19 protein-coding genes are annotated in these 17,586 nt (G+C 67.0%); 13 read left to right on the top strand and 6 right to left on the bottom strand.

Annotated features, from left to right (window positions below):
* Positions 1-139: 139 nt before the first annotated feature.
* From murI to VD964_RS04615, 8 genes are all read left to right on the top strand, one after another.
* Positions 140-982 carry a glutamate racemase gene (gene murI / locus VD964_RS04650; protein ID WP_324866050.1) on the top strand — a complete coding sequence of 281 codons (843 nt, stop codon included), beginning with the start codon at positions 140-142 and terminating at the stop codon, positions 980-982.
* Entirely contained in the window at positions 982-1,464 is a 483-nt protein-coding gene (locus tag VD964_RS04645) for an urease accessory protein UreE (RefSeq protein WP_324866048.1), read from the top strand. The genes murI and VD964_RS04645 overlap by 1 nt, the downstream gene beginning before the upstream one ends.
* Before the next feature lie 94 nt (positions 1,465-1,558).
* Positions 1,559-2,338 carry an urease accessory protein UreF gene (locus tag VD964_RS04640; protein ID WP_324866046.1) on the top strand — a complete coding sequence of 260 codons (780 nt, stop codon included), beginning with the start codon at positions 1,559-1,561 and terminating at the stop codon, positions 2,336-2,338.
* Positions 2,335-2,979, top strand: a complete 645-nt coding sequence (gene ureG / locus VD964_RS04635) for an urease accessory protein UreG (RefSeq protein ID WP_194912675.1) — start codon at positions 2,335-2,337, stop codon at positions 2,977-2,979. Before VD964_RS04640 ends, ureG begins: the two co-directional genes overlap by 4 nt.
* A 78-nt stretch (positions 2,980-3,057) precedes the next feature.
* Positions 3,058-3,978: a PRC-barrel domain-containing protein gene (locus VD964_RS04630; protein ID WP_324866044.1), complete on the top strand. Its 921-nt coding sequence runs from the start codon at positions 3,058-3,060 to the stop codon at positions 3,976-3,978.
* 61 nt (positions 3,979-4,039) lie between these two features.
* Entirely contained in the window at positions 4,040-4,480 is a 441-nt protein-coding gene (locus VD964_RS04625) for a DUF2892 domain-containing protein (RefSeq protein ID WP_324866042.1), read from the top strand.
* Positions 4,481-4,800: 320 nt separating this feature from the next.
* Positions 4,801-5,586, top strand: a complete 786-nt coding sequence (gene fabI / locus VD964_RS04620; RefSeq protein ID WP_324866040.1) for an enoyl-ACP reductase FabI — start codon at positions 4,801-4,803, stop codon at positions 5,584-5,586.
* 199 nt (positions 5,587-5,785) lie between these two features.
* Positions 5,786-6,196 (top strand): bacteriohemerythrin, encoded by a 411-nt coding sequence (locus VD964_RS04615; protein ID WP_111066794.1) that lies wholly within the window; start codon positions 5,786-5,788, stop codon positions 6,194-6,196.
* Between the two features lie 9 nt (positions 6,197-6,205).
* On the opposite strand, the gene VD964_RS04610 is transcribed toward VD964_RS04615, so the two are convergent.
* The 3 genes from VD964_RS04610 to serB form a co-directional block, all read right to left on the bottom strand.
* Positions 6,206-6,586, bottom strand: coding sequence for a helix-turn-helix transcriptional regulator (locus tag VD964_RS04610; protein WP_324866035.1), 381 nt, complete (start codon positions 6,584-6,586; stop codon positions 6,206-6,208).
* Positions 6,583-6,834 carry a type II toxin-antitoxin system RelE family toxin gene (locus VD964_RS04605; RefSeq protein WP_324866033.1) on the bottom strand — a complete coding sequence of 84 codons (252 nt, stop codon included), beginning with the start codon at positions 6,832-6,834 and terminating at the stop codon, positions 6,583-6,585. Before VD964_RS04605 ends, VD964_RS04610 begins: the two co-directional genes overlap by 4 nt.
* 67 nt (positions 6,835-6,901) lie before the next feature.
* Positions 6,902-7,807, bottom strand: a complete 906-nt coding sequence (serB, locus tag VD964_RS04600; protein WP_324866031.1) for a phosphoserine phosphatase SerB — start codon at positions 7,805-7,807, stop codon at positions 6,902-6,904.
* Positions 7,808-7,940: 133 nt separating this feature from the next.
* Here serB and miaA point away from each other — a divergent pair, with 133 nt between their 5' ends.
* From miaA to ilvC, 5 genes are all read left to right on the top strand, one after another.
* The gene (gene miaA / locus VD964_RS04595; RefSeq protein WP_324866029.1) at positions 7,941-8,957 is read left to right on the top strand and encodes a tRNA (adenosine(37)-N6)-dimethylallyltransferase MiaA; all 1,017 of its coding nucleotides are present in this window, start codon (positions 7,941-7,943) and stop codon (positions 8,955-8,957) included.
* A gap of 17 nt (positions 8,958-8,974) precedes the next feature.
* Positions 8,975-10,186: a PLP-dependent aminotransferase family protein gene (locus tag VD964_RS04590; protein WP_324866027.1), complete on the top strand. Its 1,212-nt coding sequence runs from the start codon at positions 8,975-8,977 to the stop codon at positions 10,184-10,186.
* Positions 10,187-10,512: 326 nt separating this feature from the next.
* Complete coding sequence (locus VD964_RS04585) at positions 10,513-12,276, top strand: acetolactate synthase 3 large subunit (RefSeq protein WP_324866025.1); 1,764 nt, start codon at positions 10,513-10,515, stop codon at positions 12,274-12,276.
* A gap of 35 nt (positions 12,277-12,311) precedes the next feature.
* Positions 12,312-12,818, top strand: a complete 507-nt coding sequence (gene ilvN / locus VD964_RS04580) for an acetolactate synthase small subunit (RefSeq protein ID WP_194912668.1) — start codon at positions 12,312-12,314, stop codon at positions 12,816-12,818.
* A gap of 184 nt (positions 12,819-13,002) precedes the next feature.
* Complete coding sequence (gene ilvC / locus VD964_RS04575; protein ID WP_014248441.1) at positions 13,003-14,022, top strand: ketol-acid reductoisomerase; 1,020 nt, start codon at positions 13,003-13,005, stop codon at positions 14,020-14,022.
* Between the two features lie 233 nt (positions 14,023-14,255).
* Here ilvC and mrdA read toward each other — a convergent pair whose 3' ends face one another.
* From mrdA to mreC, 3 genes are read right to left on the bottom strand one after another with little or no spacing between them, the layout of a single operon-like run.
* Positions 14,256-16,142, bottom strand: coding sequence for a penicillin-binding protein 2 (mrdA, locus tag VD964_RS04570; RefSeq protein ID WP_324866021.1), 1,887 nt, complete (start codon positions 16,140-16,142; stop codon positions 14,256-14,258).
* A 17-nt stretch (positions 16,143-16,159) separates the two neighbouring features.
* Positions 16,160-16,672: a rod shape-determining protein MreD gene (mreD, locus tag VD964_RS04565; RefSeq protein ID WP_149222126.1), complete on the bottom strand. Its 513-nt coding sequence runs from the start codon at positions 16,670-16,672 to the stop codon at positions 16,160-16,162.
* A gap of 37 nt (positions 16,673-16,709) precedes the next feature.
* Positions 16,710-17,579: a rod shape-determining protein MreC gene (mreC, locus tag VD964_RS04560; RefSeq protein WP_324866018.1), complete on the bottom strand. Its 870-nt coding sequence runs from the start codon at positions 17,577-17,579 to the stop codon at positions 16,710-16,712.
* Positions 17,580-17,586: the final 7 nt, after the last annotated feature.

Here is a 17,586-nt window from a genome sequence, read left to right as displayed (position 1 = left end):
TTTTCTTCCCCTCCCCCGCCCAGCGGGGGAGGGTTAGGGTGGGGGCACGTGGCGTGGGCTGTCTTCGGCTGCGCCGAACCCCCTCATCCCAACCTTCTCCCCAGGGGGGAGAAGGAGATATTCGTAGGGCTCAGATAATTTGATCGGTGTATTCGACTCAGGACATGGCGGATTGACGGTGCTGCGCGCCCTGGTGGATGCAGCGCCCGACCGGCCATTCGTCTATCTCGGCGACCATGCCGCCGCTCCCTACGGCCCGCGCAGCGAGGACGACATCTACCGGCTGACCGTGGCCGGGATGGACCGGCTGTTCGCCCAGGGCTGCCGGCTGGTCGTCATTGCCTGCAACACGGCCGCGGCCGTCGCGCTGCGCCGGCTGCAGCAGGAATGGCTGCCATCGGCCCATCCCGGCCGCAACGTGCTGGGCGTGCTGGTGCCTATGGTGGAGGCGATCACGCGGGTTCCTTGGATGATCGACACCGTGCCGCCGGACCATCTGGCCGAGCCGCGCAGCGTTGGCATCTTCGCCACCGCGGCGACGGTCAACTCCGGCTCCTTCCCGCGGGAGATCGGCAAGCGCGCCCCCTCGGTCCGTGTCGTCCAGCAGGCCTGCCCCGACCTCGTCCCGCTGATCGAGCGCGGGGCGCCGGACGCCGAGATCGAACCGGCGGTCGCCGGCTATGTCCGCGTGCTGCTGGACAAGATGGGCAGCCAGCCGCTGGACACGGTGGTGCTGGGCTGCACCCACTACCCGCTGGTCCGCCACCTGTTCGCCCACGCGCTGCCGCCGGGGGTGGAGGTGCTGTGCCAGCCGACCCTGACCGCCCGCTCGCTGGAGCAGTATCTCGACCGCCATCCCGAATACCGGCCCGAACCGGCTGAACGGGGTTTACGCTTCTTCACCACCGGGGACGCGGCACTGGTCAGCGGGCTGGCCGGCCGCTTCTTCGGCCACCCGACCCCCTTCGAACGGCTTAGCTGATGACCGATCCCACCCGCCGCGCCACCCGAGTGCATGCCCGCGGCCATTGGCCCGCCGAGCAGGCGGCCGGCACCGTGACGCTCGCCTTCGACGACCGCTTCCGCCGCCGCATGGCGATGACCGACGATGCCGGCGGCGCCTTCCTGCTCGACCTGCCGCGCGCGGTGGCGCTGGACGACGGCGACGGGCTGGAACTGGGCGACGGCAGTTTCCTGCGCGTGGTCGCCGCCTCCGAGGAGCTGATGGAGGTTCGGGTGCCCGGCCCGGTGGAGGCCTTTGCGCGGGTGGCCTGGCATCTCGGCAACCGTCACCTGCCGGTGCAGATCGTCGGCGACACCATCCGGCTGCGCCGCGACCATGTGATCGAGGACATGCTGCGCGGGCTGGGGGCCGAGGTGCGCGACGTCAGCGCGCCCTTCATGCCGGAAGGCGGCGCCTATGGCGGGCACTCGCATGGCGGCGGGCATGGGCATTCGCACTGATATGCCCCTTCTCCCCCCCGCTCACGCGCAAACGGAGTTTGCGCTGACGCGACAGGCGGACCCATGGTCCGCCGAAAGCGGGGAGAAGGTTGGGATGAGGGGGTTCGGCGCAGCCGAAGAGATCCTCGCCGTGCGTCCCCCTCACCCTAACCCTCTCCCCGGGGGGGAGAGGGGATCGGATAGCGTCTCCACCCATGCCCTGACGCGCCTGCTGGCGTGGCTGTCGCCCAGCTTTCCGGTCGGCGGCTTCTCCTACAGCCATGGGATCGAGGCGGCGGTGGAGCAGGGGTTGGTGCGGGATCGGGCGACGATGATCGTCTGGCTCGACGGCATCCTGCGCCATGGCGCAGGGCGCACCGACGGCATGCTGTTCGCCGCCGCCCACCGCGCGGTGCTGGCGGGGGACGAAGCCGCCTTCGCCTGGGCGGTGGAGCGCGCCGACATCCTGCGCGCCTCATCCGAAACCGCGCTCGAATCGCGGGCGCAGGGGCAGGCCTTCCTGCTGGCGATCCGCGCCGCATGGCCGCTCGACGAACTGCCGCGCTGGGATGCGGTGATCGCCTCCACCGGCCGGCCGGTCGCCTACGCGGTGGCGGTGGCGCTGGTGTCGGCGCTGATCGGCGTGGCGGAGGGGCCGGCGCTGACCGCCTACCTGCATGCCTTCGCCGCCAACCTGGTGTCGGCCGGCGTCCGGCTGGTGCCGCTGGGCCAGACCGACGGACAGCGCGCGTTGGCGGCGCTCGACCCCATCACCCATAGCGCGGCGGAGGCGGCGCTGGCGGCCCCGCTCGACGATCTCGGCGGCCGGGCGATGGCCGTCGACTGGACCTCGATGATCCACGAAACCCAATATACGAGGCTGTTCCGCTCATGAGCGCTCTCCCCGCTATCGAAAAGAGCCACGCCGGTCCGCTTCGCGTCGGCATCGGCGGCCCTGTCGGCTCCGGCAAGACCGCGCTGACCGACGCGCTGTGCAAGCGCATGCGCGAGGATTGGGAGGTCGCGGCGATCACCAACGACATCTACACCAAGGAGGATGCCGAATTCCTCACCCGCTCCGGCGCGCTGAAGCCGGAACGGATCATGGGGGTGGAGACCGGCGGCTGCCCGCACACCGCGATCCGCGAGGATGCCTCGATCAACCTCGCCGCCGTCGACCAGATGAACGCGAAGTTCCCGGATCTCGACCTGATCTTCATCGAGTCGGGCGGCGACAACCTCGCGGCCACCTTCTCGCCGGAACTGGCGGACATCACCATCTACGTCATCGACGTGTCGGCCGGCGACAAGATCCCGCGCAAGGGCGGGCCGGGCATCACCCGGTCGGACCTGCTGGTGATCAACAAGACCGACCTCGCCCCGATGGTCGGCGCCAGCCTGGAGGTGATGGACCGCGACGCCCGCAAGATGCGCGGCGACCGCCCCTTCGTCTTCGCCAACGTCAAGGCGGGCGAGGGCGTGGACGCCATCCAGTCCTTCATCGTCCAGCGCGGCGGCCTGCCCCTGCCGGGTTGAGAGTCTTACACCCGAAGACACAACCGCAGGAAGACCGGCGCACGGGAACCTCCGGCTTGACCATGCTGTTCATGCAGCATGAGACGATTCAAGCCGGAGGATGCCCTGATGACGCGCCCGACCCCTGCAACGGCCTTGGGCACTGCGCTGCTGCTGGCCGCGCTGGGACCCATCGCCGCGCCCGCGCTTGCCGCCGACGACTGCGCGGCCGGGCTCGACCGGCTGGGACAGCAGGCGGCGGCCCTCGAGGCCGCGGCACCCAACAATCCGGCGCCCGTGACCCAGCAGGAAATCGCGCAGCTGCGTGCCCTGCAGCAGGCGGCCCAGGGCGCGGCGCAGAAGGGCAATGCCCCGGCCTGCCAGGCGATTCTGGGCGAGGCCACGGCGCTGCAGGACTCCATCGCCCACCCCCGCGCGATGGCCGCCGACGACCTCGAGGACGCCAAGTTGCGTAGCCCGGACGGCAAGGATCTGGGTAAAATCTCCGAGCTGGTGATCGATCCGGCCACCGGGCGCATCGCTTACGCGGTGGTCGAGCTGGGCGGCTTCCTCGGCATCGGCGACAGCGACTTTCCGGTTCCGTGGGCGTTGTTCGCGCCGTCCGGCGACGGTTATGTCCTGAACGTGCCGAAGGACAAGCTGACGAACGCCCCGCGCTTCGACGACAGCAACCGTCCGAACATGAACGACCGCCAGTGGGCGATGGCGGTGCACACCTATTACGGCGTCGCTCCCTACTGGATGCAGCAGTCGGCGACGCTGGCCGCCATCGCCGGCTCGGCGGGCGGCGGTAACGACGCGGCGGCGATGCCCCTGCGCCAGGAAGTTCAGCGCCTGTCCCAGGAGGTGGCGCGGTTGAACCAGGAGCTGCAGCAGGCGCGGGCATCCGGCTCCAGCGCCGCGCCGGCCGGCGGCAGCGGGCAGGGTGGTGCAACTCAGCCGCCGTCACAGGCACCGTCGGGGAACGACACCCCCCAGCCGCCGGTTTCCCAACAGTGACACGATAACGATCCGATCGCGGGAGCACGCGGCTTCGGGTCCCGCATTCAGGAGGACCGACATGGAACTCTCTTCCATCACCGATACGGCCCAGCGCAGCCTGCGCGGCTTCAACGACCGCATCCATGGTCCCGGCGGCGGCTATACCATCAATGTCGGCCACAGCGAACGGCTGGCCTCGCTGGCCGGCGGCGTGGCCCTGGCGGTGCTGGGCCTGCGCCGGCCGAACTGGACCGGCGCCGCGATGGCGCTGGCCGGCGGCGTCCTGGTGGCGCGCGGCCTGACCGGCTTCTGCCCCGGCAAGTCGATGCTGGCCGATTGGGCGCAACGCGACCGCGCGGCCATTCCGTCGCAGGATGTGGAACGGGGGATCGATCCCTATTCCCGCCATCCCGGCGACATCTATCAGGAAGCCTGCGACGAGGAGATCGTCGACGAGGCGTCTCAGGAATCCTTCCCGGCCAGCGATCCGCCCTCCTTCACGCCCGGCGTTGCCCGGTAAGGGGTGATCGGCCAAGCGGTGTGGCCGGATAACAGAAATGTCATCAAGAAACGGTCTTCCGGCCCGGTGTCGGAGGGCCGTCTTGATATGGATCAATGAAAGGGATCGCGGCTAGGACTTCGGCTTTTACTGGATATGCCGGCATCAATGCTGCGCAATGATTGGGATGGGTGCGTGAATTGCGCCCATTGCACGTTGCGGACCTGTCGCGATTGGTCTATGGTGCACCGCACAAGGAACGCCGCGTGCCCTTGCCCGGCGAAAGGGCCGCCAGGGTTGCGGCCGCTCCTCCCGTCACACCGACCGCAGGACCGTCCGCCATGACCACGATCATTCCCGCCGCCGCCACGCTCGAAGGCAAGAAGGGGCTCGTCCTTGGCATCGCCAACGACCAGTCGATCGCCTGGGGCTGTGCCCGCGCCTTCCGCGCGCTGGGTGCCGACCTTGCGGTCAGCTATCTGAACGACAAGGCCAAGAAGTTCGTCGAACCGCTGGCCCAGCAGCTGGAAGCCGAGATTTTCGAACCGGTGGACGTCACCGGCGAAGGCGAGCTGAAGGCGATGTTCGACAAGATCGGCGAGAAGTGGGGCAAGCTGGACTTCGCGCTGCACAGCATCGCCTTCGCGCCGAAGGAGGATCTGCACGGCCGCGTCGTCGACTGCTCGCGCGAAGGCTTCCAGCAGGCGATGGACGTCTCCTGCCACTCCTTCATCCGCATGGCCAAGTATGCGGAGCCGCTGATGAAGGACGGCGGGTCGCTGTTCACCATGTCCTATTTCGGCGCCAACCGCGTCATCGACAATTACGGCGTGATGGGCCCGGTGAAGGCCGCGCTGGAGGCCAGCGTGCGCTATCTGGCGTCCGAACTCGGCCCGAAGGGCATCCGCGTCCACGCCATCTCCCCCGGCCCGATCAAGACCCGCGCCGCGTCCGGCATCGCTCATTTCGACGAGTTGATGAACAAGGCCGCCGAGCGGGCTCCCGAGGGCCGGCTGGTGACCATCGAGGAGGTCGGCTACACCACCGCCTTCCTCGCCACCGACGGCGCCAAGGGCATCACCGGCGACACCACCTACGTCGACTGCGGCTATTCCATCATCGGCTGAGGCTGGCATCGGCTGAAGCCGGCCGATCTCCGGTTGAAGAACGGGGCGGGTGCGGCGACGCATCCGCCCCGTTTCGATTGGAACGCCTCTCCAAGGTGCGTCAAATTGCCGTGTGACGTCCCGACTGTTTGGGTGCGGTGGTAGCACCAGCCATACTCCGTCCAAACTGGGTGCCGGTAAGGGGGGAGGCCGCAAGGTCATGGGCGCCATCACATGGCGACGGCAGTTGAGCGTCGGCCAGCCGGCCATCGACGACGATCACAAGCATCTGATCGAGTATCTGAACGAACTCGACGCAGCGCTGGCCGCCCCGCGGTTCCAGCCGGTTCGTGTTGCCAAGATTCTGGTCAAGCTGCTGGAATACACCAAGGAGCATTTCGCCCGCGAAGAACGGATCATGCAGATCGTGCGCTATCCACAATTCGAGGAGCACGTCGCCATGCACCGCGCCGCGGTCAAGATGGTCAGCGAATTGTCCAACCGCTTCTCCATCGAACCCACCCATGAGAACGCCGAGAAGCTGTACAAATTCACCGCCGACTGGCTTGTCCGCCACATCATCCTGATGGACACGCAGCTGACGCCCTATGTGCGCGGCGTGTGGGCGTGAGCGGGCGCTTCAGCGGCGCGCCAGCAGGTCCAGCGGTACGTTCAGCGCCTCAGCGATGCGCCCCATGGCATCGAAACTTCCCGGCTTGCGGCCATTCTCGATCTCCGAGAGGTAGGATGGCGCAATGCCGGCCGCTTCCGCCAACCCACGCAGAGTGAATCCGCGATGGTTGCGCAGGACCGTCACCGGATGCTCGCCATCCAGGATTCGTTCGGCGACCTCGAAGGGAAATGCTTCTGTCTCTCCGGCGGCAAGCCGGGTCTTCACCGCCTCCGCATCTGCGAGATCCTGCGCGTCGGTTACCAGCTCCGCCAACGCTTCAAAGTCGGCGCGGCTCAGCGTGACGCTGTCGGGAGTCTCTGCGATCGGGCGGATTGGCAGCGCGCTCATCGGTAAACCTCCTTGCGATTTCCGATCTTCAACACTGTGACCACCATCACGTCGCCGTCGATGGTATAGACGGCCCGCCAGTCGCCATGGCGGATGCGACCTCGGCCTCCGCCAAAAGCCTTGGCCCAAGGATGCGGATCATGAGGAGCTGCGGCAAATGCCTTCAGCTTCCTTCGCAGACCGTCCGCATCCGAGGCAGGCATGCGGAGCAGCATCTTCAGCGCCGAGGCTTCGATGACGAGCTTCATGTGTCCATGATCGGAACACAAGCAACACAGGTCAACAAATATTCGCTATTAGCGAACGCAGCCGATTTTACCCCACGAACTCGGTGGCGCGATAGCCCTGGGCGTAGAGCAGGGCCGTCAGGTCGCCGTGGTCGACGCGTGCACGGGCTTCGGCGGCGACCACCGCTTTGGCATGGAAGGCGACGCCCAGACCGGCCGCCAGCAGCATCGGAAGGTCGTTGGCGCCGTCGCCGACGGCCATGGTCTCCGCCATCGGCACGCGGTGCTCGCCGGCATAGGCCATCAGCGCCTGCAGCTTGCTGTCCTTGTCCAGGATCGGTTCGATCACCGTGCCGGTCATCACGCCGTCGACCACTTCCAGATCGTTGCCGCGGTCGTCGTCGAAGCCGATCCAACTGCGCACACGGCCGGTGAAGCAGCGGAAGCCGCCCGACACCAGGACGCAGACGGCGCCGTTGGCCCGCATGGTGCCGACCAGTTGGGCTGCACCCGGCATCAGGGTGGCGCGCTGCCACACCTCGTCGATCACCGTCTCCTTCAGGCCCTTCAGCAGGGCGACGCGCTTGCGCACCGCGTCCTTGAAGTCGATCTCGCCGTTCATGGCGCGTGCGGTGATGGCGGCGATGTGGTCCTTCAGCCCGACATAGTCGCCGAGCTCGTCCAGCATCTCCTGCTCGATGATCGTCGATTCCATGTCGGCGACCAGCAGCCGCTTGCGCCGGGTCGCCGCCGGCTGGGCGATGATGTCCAGCGTGGCGCCGTTCCCATTCCCCAACAGGGCATGGCGGATCGCCGCCTCCGCCTGTTCCGGCGCCAGATTGCCGAAAGGCAGGTCGCAGGCGGTGCCGGGAGCCAGCCAATCCGGCGCCCCAGCATCGGCGCCCAGCCCGACCAGCGCCGCCTTGGCGGTCTGGACGACGGACTCGTCGAGCGTGGCGGTGCGGGGGGCGATCAGCGTGGCGACGGCGTTCATCGGCGGGTATCCCGAGGAAAAGAGGGCCTTTGCGCGCTGCCTACCACAGGCGGGGAGCCGGGTCCAACGAAGCTTCGGCGTCGGCATGCGGTTGGGTGTTGCAAAGAGAGCGCCGGAACGTCATGGAAGGGCAATGAGCGACCTTACCACCCCTCTCACCACCCACCTTACCGACGTCATCGTCATCGGCGGGCCGACTGCGTCGGGCAAGTCGGGGCTGGCGCTCGCCGTGGCCGAGGCGTTCGGCGGCACCGTCATCAATGCCGACAGCATGCAGCTCTACGCCGACCTCGACGTGCTGACCGCCCGCCCGCCGGCCGAGGATCTGGTGCGGGCGCCGCACCGCCTCTATGGCGTGCTGCCGGCGGCGGAGCGCGGTTCGGCGGCGCGCTGGCGCGACATGGCGCTGGCGGAGATCGACGCCGCCAAGGCCGAGGGGCGGCTGCCCGTGGTGGTCGGCGGGACCGGTCTCTACCTGCGTGCGCTGATGCAGGGATTGAGCGAGGTCCCCTCCATCCCCGACGAGATGCGCGCCGCCGCCCATGCCCGGCTGGCCGCCATCGGCGGCGAGGCCTTCCGGTCCGAGTTGGTCGCCCGCGATCCGGCGTCGGCCAAGCTGAACCCCGGCGACACCACCCGCCTGACCCGCGCCTGGGAGGTGCTGGAGGCGACCGGCCATCCGCTGTCCCACTGGCAGAGCCGGACCGCCCAGGGTGCGCCGGATGGGCTGCGCTTCACCGTCATCGTGCTCGACCCGCCGCGGGCCGACCTCTATGCGCAGTGCGACAAGCGCTTCCACCTGATGATGGAGCAGGGTGCGCTGGAGGAGGTGTGGCGGCTGGATACCCTGGCGCGCGAGCAGGGCCTTGCCCCCGACCTGCCGGTGCTGAAGGCGCTCGGCGTGCCGGAGCTGCGCCGCCACCTGGATGGCGAAATCCCGCTGGACGAGGCGGTCGCGCTGGCCCAGCAATCCACCCGCCGCTATGCCAAACGGCAGGTGACTTGGTTCCGGCATCAGATTGTTGGCAAAGCGGCCGAAATGCTGGTAAGTCATACAGGACAGCATAGCTGCCATACCATCGATTCGCCTTGTTCGCCTGCGGTACGAAATGCAATGCTCGACCGCCTGAGAACGATACTAAATTACTGATCCGAAGGAGAAGCACCGTGTCGGTTGATTGGGGTCATGTGTTCGCGGGCCGCGTGAGCGGCATGACGGCGTCCGAAATCCGGGAACTGCTGAAGCTGATCGACCGTCCGGAGATCATCTCCTTCGCCGGTGGCATTCCCGACCCGGACCTGTTCCCCAGCTCGGCCATCGCGCGGTCCTACGAGAAGATCTTCCAGTCCAACGCCGGCGCCGGGGCCGCGCTGCAATATTCCATCACCGAAGGCTACACGCCGCTGCGGGAGTGGATCTGCGATTACATGGGCGGCAAGGGCGTCAACATCGGCCTGGACGGCGTGCTGGTCACCAACGGTTCGCAGCAGGTGCTGGAGTTCGTCGGCAAGCTGCTGATCGGTCCGGGCGACAAGATCGTGGTCACCCGCCCGACCTATCTCGGCGCGCTGCAGGCCTTCTCGCCTTACGAGCCGACCTACCTCTCCATTCCGATGGACGAGGAAGGGCCGGAGATGACCGCACTGACCGAGGCGCTGGCGCAGAAGCCGAAGTTCTTCTATCTCGTCCCCGACTTCCAGAACCCCAACGGCACCACCGTGACGCTGGCCCGCCGCCACGCCATCCTGGACGCCTGCGAGGCGGCCGGCGTGCCGGTGATCGAAGACACCGCCTATTGCGAGCTGCGCTATGACGGCGAGCATCTGCCGCTGATGGCGGCGCTGGACTGCGAGCGCAACGGCGGCAAGCTGACCAACGTCATCTTCGGCGGCACCTTCTCCAAGACGATGGTCCCGGCGATGCGCGTCGGCTGGGTCAATGCGGCGCCTGAGGTGGTGAATCGCCTGGTGCTGATGAAGCAGGCGGCCGACCTGCATGCCAGCACGATCAACCAGATCGTCATGCACGACGTCGTCTCGCAGATCTTCGACAGCCACATCAAGCTGCTGCGCTCCCATTACAAGGAGCGCCGCGATGCCATGCTGGCGGCGCTGGACGAATTCGCCCCGCCGGGCGTCACCTGGACCAAGCCGGAAGGCGGCCTGTTCGTCTGGATCGAGGCGCCGGAGGGCGTCGATGGCACGGAACTGCTGGCCCGCGCCATCAAGGAGGCCAACGTCGCCTTCGTCCCCGGATCGGCCTTCCATGCCGACCGGTCGGGCAAGAACACGCTGCGGCTGGCCTTCTCCGTGACCAAGCCGGCCCAGATCCGCGAGGGTATCCGCCGGCTGTGCGAACTGCTGAAGACGGCCGCCTGACCGTCCGTCCTTCCCAGTCGTCGCCCCTTCGGAACGGCGGCCGCGCTTCGGTGCGGTCGCCGTTTCCGTTTCGGGCAAGCGGTGGCCGGGCAGGATGGACACCTCCTATGGGCGCGCAACAATTGGAAAAACTGCGGCAAAAAAACTTTGCAAACATTCGCGAATAGGGTTGACCTATGACGGATGATTTGACTAATTTGCCGGTCCCAGCACACGCCATCGGGGCTAAGCCGTTGTTCTGAACGGCTATGCCCATCCGGCGGGGTTGGTGTTCCCAAGGAACCGGGTGCCCTAGAGGAGGCGCCCACATGAGAAGGTCGTGAGCGATGTCCGAACAGAAGCTGACCGGCGCCCAGATCGTCATCAAGGCCCTGAAGGATCAGGGCGTTGACATCATCTTCGGCTATCCCGGCGGCGCCGTACTTCCCATCTACGACGCGCTGTTCCAGCAGAACGACCTGAAACATGTCCTTGTACGCCACGAACAGGCCGCGGTTCACGCGGCCGAAGGTTACGCGCGCTCGACCGGCAAGGTCGGCTGCGTGCTGGTGACCTCCGGCCCCGGCGCCACCAACGCGGTGACCGGCCTGCTGGATGCGCTGTGCGACAGCATTCCGCTCGTCTGCCTGTCGGGCCAGGTGCCGACCCACCTGATCGGCAACGACGCCTTCCAGGAAGCCGACACCACCGGCATCACCCGTCCCTGCACCAAGCACAATTACCTGGTGAAGGACGTCGACAATCTGGCCCGCACCCTGCACGAGGCCTTCTATGTCGCGCGCAGCGGCCGTCCCGGCCCGGTGCTGGTCGACATCCCGAAGGACGTGCAGTTCGCCGACGGCACCTACGTCCCGCCGGCGGAGGTCAAGCACAAGACCTATCGTCCGCAGGTGAAGGCGGAGATGGCCCGCATCGAAGAGGCGATCGAACTGATCGCCAACGCCAAGCGGCCGGTCTTCTACACCGGCGGCGGCGTGATCAACGCCGGTCCCTTCGCGGCCAAGCTGCTGACGCAGTTCGTCAAGACCACCGGTTTCCCGATCACCTCGACCCTGATGGGTCTCGGCGCCTTCCCGGCGTCGGACAATCAGTGGCTCGGCATGCTCGGCATGCACGGCACGTACGAGGCGAATCTCGCCATGTACGAATGCGACGTCATGATCAACATCGGCGCCCGCTTCGACGACCGCGTGACCGGCAAGCTGTCGGCCTTCTCGCCGGGCTCCAAGAAGATCCACGTCGACATCGATCCCAGCTCGATCAACAAGAACGTGGCGGTCGACATCCCGATCGTCGGCGATTGCGGCGCCGTGCTGGAAGACATGCTGCGCATCTGGAAGGCGCGCGCCAAGAGCGTCGACAAGCCTGCGCTGAAGGAGTGGTGGGGCAAGATCGAGGGCTGGCGTTCCCGCAACTGCCTGAACTACAACCGCACCGAATCGGTCATCAAGCCGCAATACGCGCTGGAGCGCCTGCGCGAGGCTCTGCGCGGCAAGGACCACTACATCACGACGGAGGTTGGCCAGCACCAGATGTGGGCCGCCCAGTTCCTGCCCTTCGACCAGCCGAACCGCTGGCTGACCTCGGGCGGACTCGGCACCATGGGTTACGGCCTGCCCGCCGCCATCGGCGCCCAGTTGGCGCATCCCGATGCCATCGTCGTCGACGTGTCGGGCGAAGCCAGCTTCCTGATGAACATGCAGGAGATCGGCACCGCCGTGCAGTACCGCGCGCCGGTCAAGATCTTCATCCTGAACAACCAGTATATGGGCATGGTGCGCCAGTGGCAGGAACTGCTGCACGGCTCGCGCTATTCCCAGAGCTATTCGGAAGCCCTGCCGGACTTCGTGAAGCTGGCGGAATCCTGGGGCTGCGTCGGCCTGCGCGCCACCACGGTGGCCGAGGTCGATCAGGTGATCGAGAAGATGCTGGCGGTCACCGACCGCCCCTGCATCATCGACATCGCCGTCGATCCGAAGGAAAACTGCTTCCCCATGATCCCGGGCGGCAAGGCCCACAACGAAATCCTGTTCGGTCCGGACGACAGCCCGTCCGACGCCACGCCGGAAGACGGCATGGTGCTGGTCTGATCGGCTGACGACGAACGAACGGGGGAATGGGTCTCATGGAAAACGCGATCGAAAAGCACACCATCGCCGTGCTGGTGGACAACGAGCCGGGCGTTCTCGCCCGCGTCATCGGGCTGTTCTCCGGCCGTGGCTACAACATCGAAAGCCTGACGGTGGCGGAGGTGAACAACGCCGACCACCTGTCGCGCATCACGCTGGTCACCTCCGGCACCCGGATGATCATCGAGCAGATCAAGGCGCAGCTCGGCCGGCTGGTTCCGGTCCACCGCGTCCACGACCTGACCGACGAAGGGCCGTCGGTGGAACGCGAACTGGCGCTGGTCAAGGTGGCCGGCACCGGCGACCGCCGGATCGAGGCGCTTCGCCTTGCCGACATCTTCCAGGCCAAGGTGGTCGACGCCACGCTGAGCAGCTTCGTCTTCGAGCTGACCGGCACCACCGAACAGGTCGACGATTTCGTCGGCCTGATGGGCCAGCTCGGCCTCGTGGAAGCCAGCCGCACCGGCGTGGTCGCCATGTCGAAGGGGCCGGCGGCGTTCTGAGGCGCCGTCACCCGCAGAAAAACATTCTGCGAAAGATTGGGGCGGCAAAAACGCAAGGAAGCTTTGCATTTTGCCGCTCCATCGAGCGATTGTTTCCCTTGACGGGCGGCTTTGCTCAATGGAGTAATCCGCCGCAGGAAACGCACTCTGTCTTCGTTCGTTGCGAATTCAAGGAACCATCTCCATGCGCGTCTATTACGATCGTGATGCCGACGTCAACCTGATCAAGGGCAAGAAGGTCGTCATCGTCGGCTACGGCAGCCAAGGCCACGCCCACGCCCACAACCTGCGTGACAGCGGCGTGAAGGACGTGCGGATCGCGCTCCGCCCGGGTTCGGCCACCATCAAGAAGGCCGAAACCGCCGGCTTCACCGTGATGACCCCGGCCGAGGCCGCCGCCTGGGCCGATGTCGTGATGGTTCTGACCCCGGACGAGCTGCAGGCCGATCTGTACCGTGACGATCTGGCCCCGAACATGAAGCAGGGCGCCGCTCTGGCCTTCGCGCACGGCCTGAACGTCCACTTCAACCTGATCGAGCCGCGCGCCGACCTCGACGTGTTCATGATCGCGCCGAAGGGCCCCGGCCACACCGTGCGCAGCGAATACCAGCGTGGCGGCGGCGTGCCGTCGCTGGTCGCCGTTCACCAGAACGCTTCGGGCAATGCGCTGGACATCGCCCTGTCCTACGCCTCGGCCAATGGCGGCGGCCGCGCCGGCATCATCGAGACAACCTTCAAGGAAGAGTGCGAGACCGACCTGTTCGGTGAGCAGGCCGTGCTCTGCGGCGGCCTGACCGAGCTGATCCGCGCCGGTTACGAGACGCTGGTCGAGGCGGGCTATGCCCCCGAGATGGCCTACTTCGAGTGCCTGCACGAAGTGAAGCTGATCGTCGACCTGATGTACGAGGGCGGCATGGCCAACATGCGCTACTCGATCTCCAACACGGCCGAATACGGCGACTACCGCACCGGCCCGCGCATCATCACGCCCGAGACCAAGGCCGAGATGAAGCGCGTCCTCACCGACATCCAGGAAGGCCGCTTCGTCCGCGACTGGATGCTGGAATGCAAGGCCGGCCAGCCGTCCTTCAAGGCGATCCGCCGCCGCAACGCCGAGCACGAGATCGAGAAGGTCGGCGAGAAGCTGCGCGCCATGATGCCGTGGATCGCCGAGCGCCGCCTGGTCGACAAGTCGAAGAACTGATCTGGCGAAAGCCGCATCGGTTTGTTGAGAAGCGCGCTCCTTCGGGAGCGCGCTTTTTCTTTTGCGGAGTGGTTGGGGCGATGCCCCCTCCCTAACCCTCCCCCTCTTCGAGGGAGGGGGGACTGCCGCTGTACTCTTGCAAAGCTCCTGCCCCCTCTCCCACTATCGGACCGGCCTTTGGCCGGCCGAGGGTGGGAGAGGGATGGGGAGGGGGCAATACAGACAGAGGGCTTTTACCCCCGCGGATCCTTGAAGCTCGTCGGCGGCGTTTCAGCCACCGCGGCGCGGCCGGGGTCTCGCTTCTGGGTTTCCAGCAGGATGTCGCGGGCGATCGGTGCCGCCGCTGTGGAACCGCCGCCGCCATGCTCGACGAAGACGGCGCAGGCATAGCGCGGCGCCTGGACGGGCGCGAAGGCGACGAACAGCGCGTGGTCGCGTTCGCGCCAGGGCAGGTCCTCGTTCTTCTTAACGCCGGTGGTGCGCTCCGCCATGGTGATGCGGCGGACCTGGGCGGAGCCGGTCTTGCCGGCCATCTCGTACCCGACCTCGGTGATGCGCGACTTGAAGGCGGTCCCGTTGGGCGCGTTGGTCACCTCGTTCATGCCACGCAGCACGATGTCGAGATTCTCCTTCTTCACGCCGATGCTGGGCCAGGCCGTCTGTTCGCCGCTGACGGTCTTGATCTGCTTGGTCAGGTGCGGCTTGACCGCATAGCCGCCGTTGGCCAGCCGGCAGGTCATCACCGCCAGCTGCAGCGGCGTCGCCAGCACATAGCCCTGGCCGATGGAGGCGACCAGCGTCTCGCCCATGTCCCAGCCCTTGCCCAAGGTCGCCTTCTTCCAGGCGATGGACGGCATCAGCCCGGCACGCTCGTGCGGCAGGTCGATGCCGGTGCGGGCGCCCAGGCCGAAGCGGTTGGACATCTCGGAGATGCGGTCGATGCCGATGCGGCGCGAGACGTCGTAGAAGAACACGTCGCAGGAATGGCGCAGCGCCCCGACGAAATCGACCGTGCCGTGGCCGCCGCGTTTCCAGCAGTGGAAGCGATGGTCGCCCAGTTCCATGTGGCCGGGGCAGAAGACGGTATGCCGGCTGCTGACGATTCCCGATTCGAGTGCCGCCAGCGCCGCCATCATCTTGAAAGTGGAGCCCGGCGGATATTGGCCGACCACCGCCTTGTTGTTCAGCGGCGTCGCCTGGTTCGACAGCAGTTCCTCCCACAGCTCGGCGCTGATGCCCATGGTGAACTGGTTCGGGTCGTAGCTGGGATGGGAACACAGCGCATAGATGCCGCCGGTGTGAACGTCCATCACCACCGCCGACGCGCTGACCTCCTGCGACAGCCGTTCCTGAACGAAGCGCTGCAGCGCCATGTCGATGGTCAGCTGAATCTCGCGGCCCGACTGCCCCTCGTCGCGCGACAGTTCGCGGATGACGCGGCCGACCGCGTTGACCTCCAGCTGGCTGGTGCCGGCGGTGCCGCGCAGAACCTTCTCGTGATGCTTCTCGATGCCGGCCTTACCGATGCGGAATCCGGGGAGCGACAGCACCGGATCGCTGTTGCCGCTCAACTCCGCTTCCGACACGGCGCCGACATAGCCCAGGATATGGGCGGTCGCCTCCGCCTGCGGATAGTGGCGCAGCTCGCCCACCTCGATCGCCACGCCCGGCAGGTCGGGGGTGTTGGTCTCCAGCGTCGCCACCTGTTCCCAGGTCAGGTTCTCGCGCACGGTGACGGGGACGAAGCGGCGCTTGCGGTGCAGTTCGCGCATCACACGGCGGCGGTCGCCGTCGGTCAGCGGCACGATGCGGGAGATCTTGTCGAGCGTCTCCTGGATGTTGTGGGTGCGCTCCGACACCACGACGACCCGGTAGTTCTGCTCGTTCACCGCCAGCGGCACGCCGAACCGGTCCACGATGTTGCCGCGCGACGGGGCGATCAGCCGCAGGCTGATGCGGTTCTCCTCCGCCAGCATGGTGTAGCGCGCGGATTCGACGACCTGAAGGTAATAGAGCCGACCGACCAGCGCGGACAGGCCGGCCAGCTTGATGCCGCCCAGCACCAGGGCGCGGCGCGCCAGCAGGCGGGAACGGTCGGTATCGCGATCGATCGAACTCATGAAACCGCCGGGACCCTTTACCCGTTCAAGAACGCACGGTGGACGCGGATCAGCAGCCAGCCCACCGCAGGAAACACCGCCACCGTCAGCAAGCCCTGGAACAGCGCCGGCAGGATCGACAGCGCGGCCGCGTCCAGTGCCGTGAAGGCCAGCCATTGCAGCACCACGGCACCGGCCATCACCAGGGTGAAGCCGAACCACAGCAACGCGAAGGTGCTGGCCAGGAACACCCGGCGCTGGTTCAGAACCGCCCATTGCGCCACGACCAGCAACAGGGCATTGACGCCCAGCGGTCCGCCGATCAGGAAATCCTGCAGCAGCCCGATCAGAAAGGCCACCCCCGGACGCATCAGGTCAGGCCTGTGGATGGTCCAATAGTAGACGGAAACCAGCGTCAGGTTCGGCGCCACCGGGGCGTAGCCCGGCACCGGCACCGGGATCATGCCGACCAGAACCATCATGACGGTAACGGCGAAGGGCGCCAGATTGCGCCCGGCCTTGTCGACCCGTTGCCAGAAAGTTGCCGTCATACCGGCGGCCTTCCCGCCGGGGCGCTGTCGGACCGGCTCACTTCCACTCCGGTGACGGGTCCAGGTCGGTGCCGGGCAATCCGAAATCCACCAGGCGCAGATGTTCGACCCGCGCCAAGTCGGCGCTGGGCAACACACGCACGCCGCGCTCGCTGACCGCGGTCACCACGCCGACCGGCAGGCCGGACGGGAACAGGCCGCCGTCGCCCGAGGTCACCACCTGCTCGCCCACCTGGATCGGCGACTCCGGCGGCAGATAGAGAAGCTTGGCCTGGTCGGAATTGTCGCCGGCCAGGATGGCGCGCTGGCGCGTGTTGGCCAGGACCACCGGGACACGGGCGTTGATGTCGGTCAGCAGCAGGACGCGGGACGACCATTCGCCGACCTCGATCACCCGGCCCACCAGACCGGCCCCGGCCAGTGCGGCCTGACCCTTGCGCACCCCGTCGCGCTTGCCGGCGGTCACCACCAGCGTGCGGACGAAGGAGCTGCCGGGGGTCGCGATGACGCGGGCGGCGATATAGTTGACGGAGGGCTCCGGACGGACGCGCAGCAGGCTGCGCAGGCTGCTGTTCTCCGCCTCCAGCCGCAAAGCCGCCTGCTTCCATTGCAGAAGCCGGGCGTTCTCCGCCTTCAGGCGCTGGTTCTCGTCGAAGGCGTTCTCAAGCTCGACCACCGACTCGACCACGCGCGCCGCGGTCGCGGCGGGGCGGGAGATGGCGTCGAGGATCGGGGCGAAGGCGTCGGTCACGCGGGCGCGGGCGCTGTCCACCGACACGGACTCGATCTTGCCGACCATCATCAATGCGATGGAGGCAAGGACAAGCAGGAGGAAGGAGAAACGCTGCGCGAGGGCCCGCAAAGGCGCGGCAAGGCGGATGACGGAGCCGGATGAGCGTGACTTCACAGGAAAT

Origin of the sequence: Azospirillum sp. (assembly GCF_035628975.1) — a bacterium.
Taxonomy (GTDB): domain Bacteria; phylum Pseudomonadota; class Alphaproteobacteria; order Azospirillales; family Azospirillaceae; genus Azospirillum.
This window is presented reverse-complemented; position numbering and strand designations above follow the sequence as displayed.

Coding starts and splice junctions, on each gene's coding strand:
- VD964_RS04630 (WP_324866044.1), top strand. CDS start 3,058: ATGAGACGATTCAAGCCGGAGGATGCCCTGATGACGCGCCCGACCCCT.
- mreD (WP_149222126.1), bottom strand. CDS start 16,672: ATGACGGCAACTTTCTGGCAACGGGTCGACAAGGCCGGGCGCAATCTG.
- VD964_RS04640 (WP_324866046.1), top strand. CDS start 1,559: ATGAGGGGGTTCGGCGCAGCCGAAGAGATCCTCGCCGTGCGTCCCCCT.
- miaA (WP_324866029.1), top strand. CDS start 7,941: ATGAGCGACCTTACCACCCCTCTCACCACCCACCTTACCGACGTCATC.
- ilvC (WP_014248441.1), top strand. CDS start 13,003: ATGCGCGTCTATTACGATCGTGATGCCGACGTCAACCTGATCAAGGGC.
- VD964_RS04585 (WP_324866025.1), top strand. CDS start 10,513: ATGTCCGAACAGAAGCTGACCGGCGCCCAGATCGTCATCAAGGCCCTG.
- VD964_RS04625 (WP_324866042.1), top strand. CDS start 4,040: ATGGAACTCTCTTCCATCACCGATACGGCCCAGCGCAGCCTGCGCGGC.
- VD964_RS04605 (WP_324866033.1), bottom strand. CDS start 6,834: ATGAAGCTCGTCATCGAAGCCTCGGCGCTGAAGATGCTGCTCCGCATG.
- VD964_RS04610 (WP_324866035.1), bottom strand. CDS start 6,586: ATGAGCGCGCTGCCAATCCGCCCGATCGCAGAGACTCCCGACAGCGTC.
- ilvN (WP_194912668.1), top strand. CDS start 12,312: ATGGAAAACGCGATCGAAAAGCACACCATCGCCGTGCTGGTGGACAAC.
- ureG (WP_194912675.1), top strand. CDS start 2,335: ATGAGCGCTCTCCCCGCTATCGAAAAGAGCCACGCCGGTCCGCTTCGC.
- VD964_RS04645 (WP_324866048.1), top strand. CDS start 982: ATGACCGATCCCACCCGCCGCGCCACCCGAGTGCATGCCCGCGGCCAT.
- fabI (WP_324866040.1), top strand. CDS start 4,801: ATGACCACGATCATTCCCGCCGCCGCCACGCTCGAAGGCAAGAAGGGG.
- VD964_RS04615 (WP_111066794.1), top strand. CDS start 5,786: ATGGGCGCCATCACATGGCGACGGCAGTTGAGCGTCGGCCAGCCGGCC.
- mrdA (WP_324866021.1), bottom strand. CDS start 16,142: ATGAGTTCGATCGATCGCGATACCGACCGTTCCCGCCTGCTGGCGCGC.
- serB (WP_324866031.1), bottom strand. CDS start 7,807: ATGAACGCCGTCGCCACGCTGATCGCCCCCCGCACCGCCACGCTCGAC.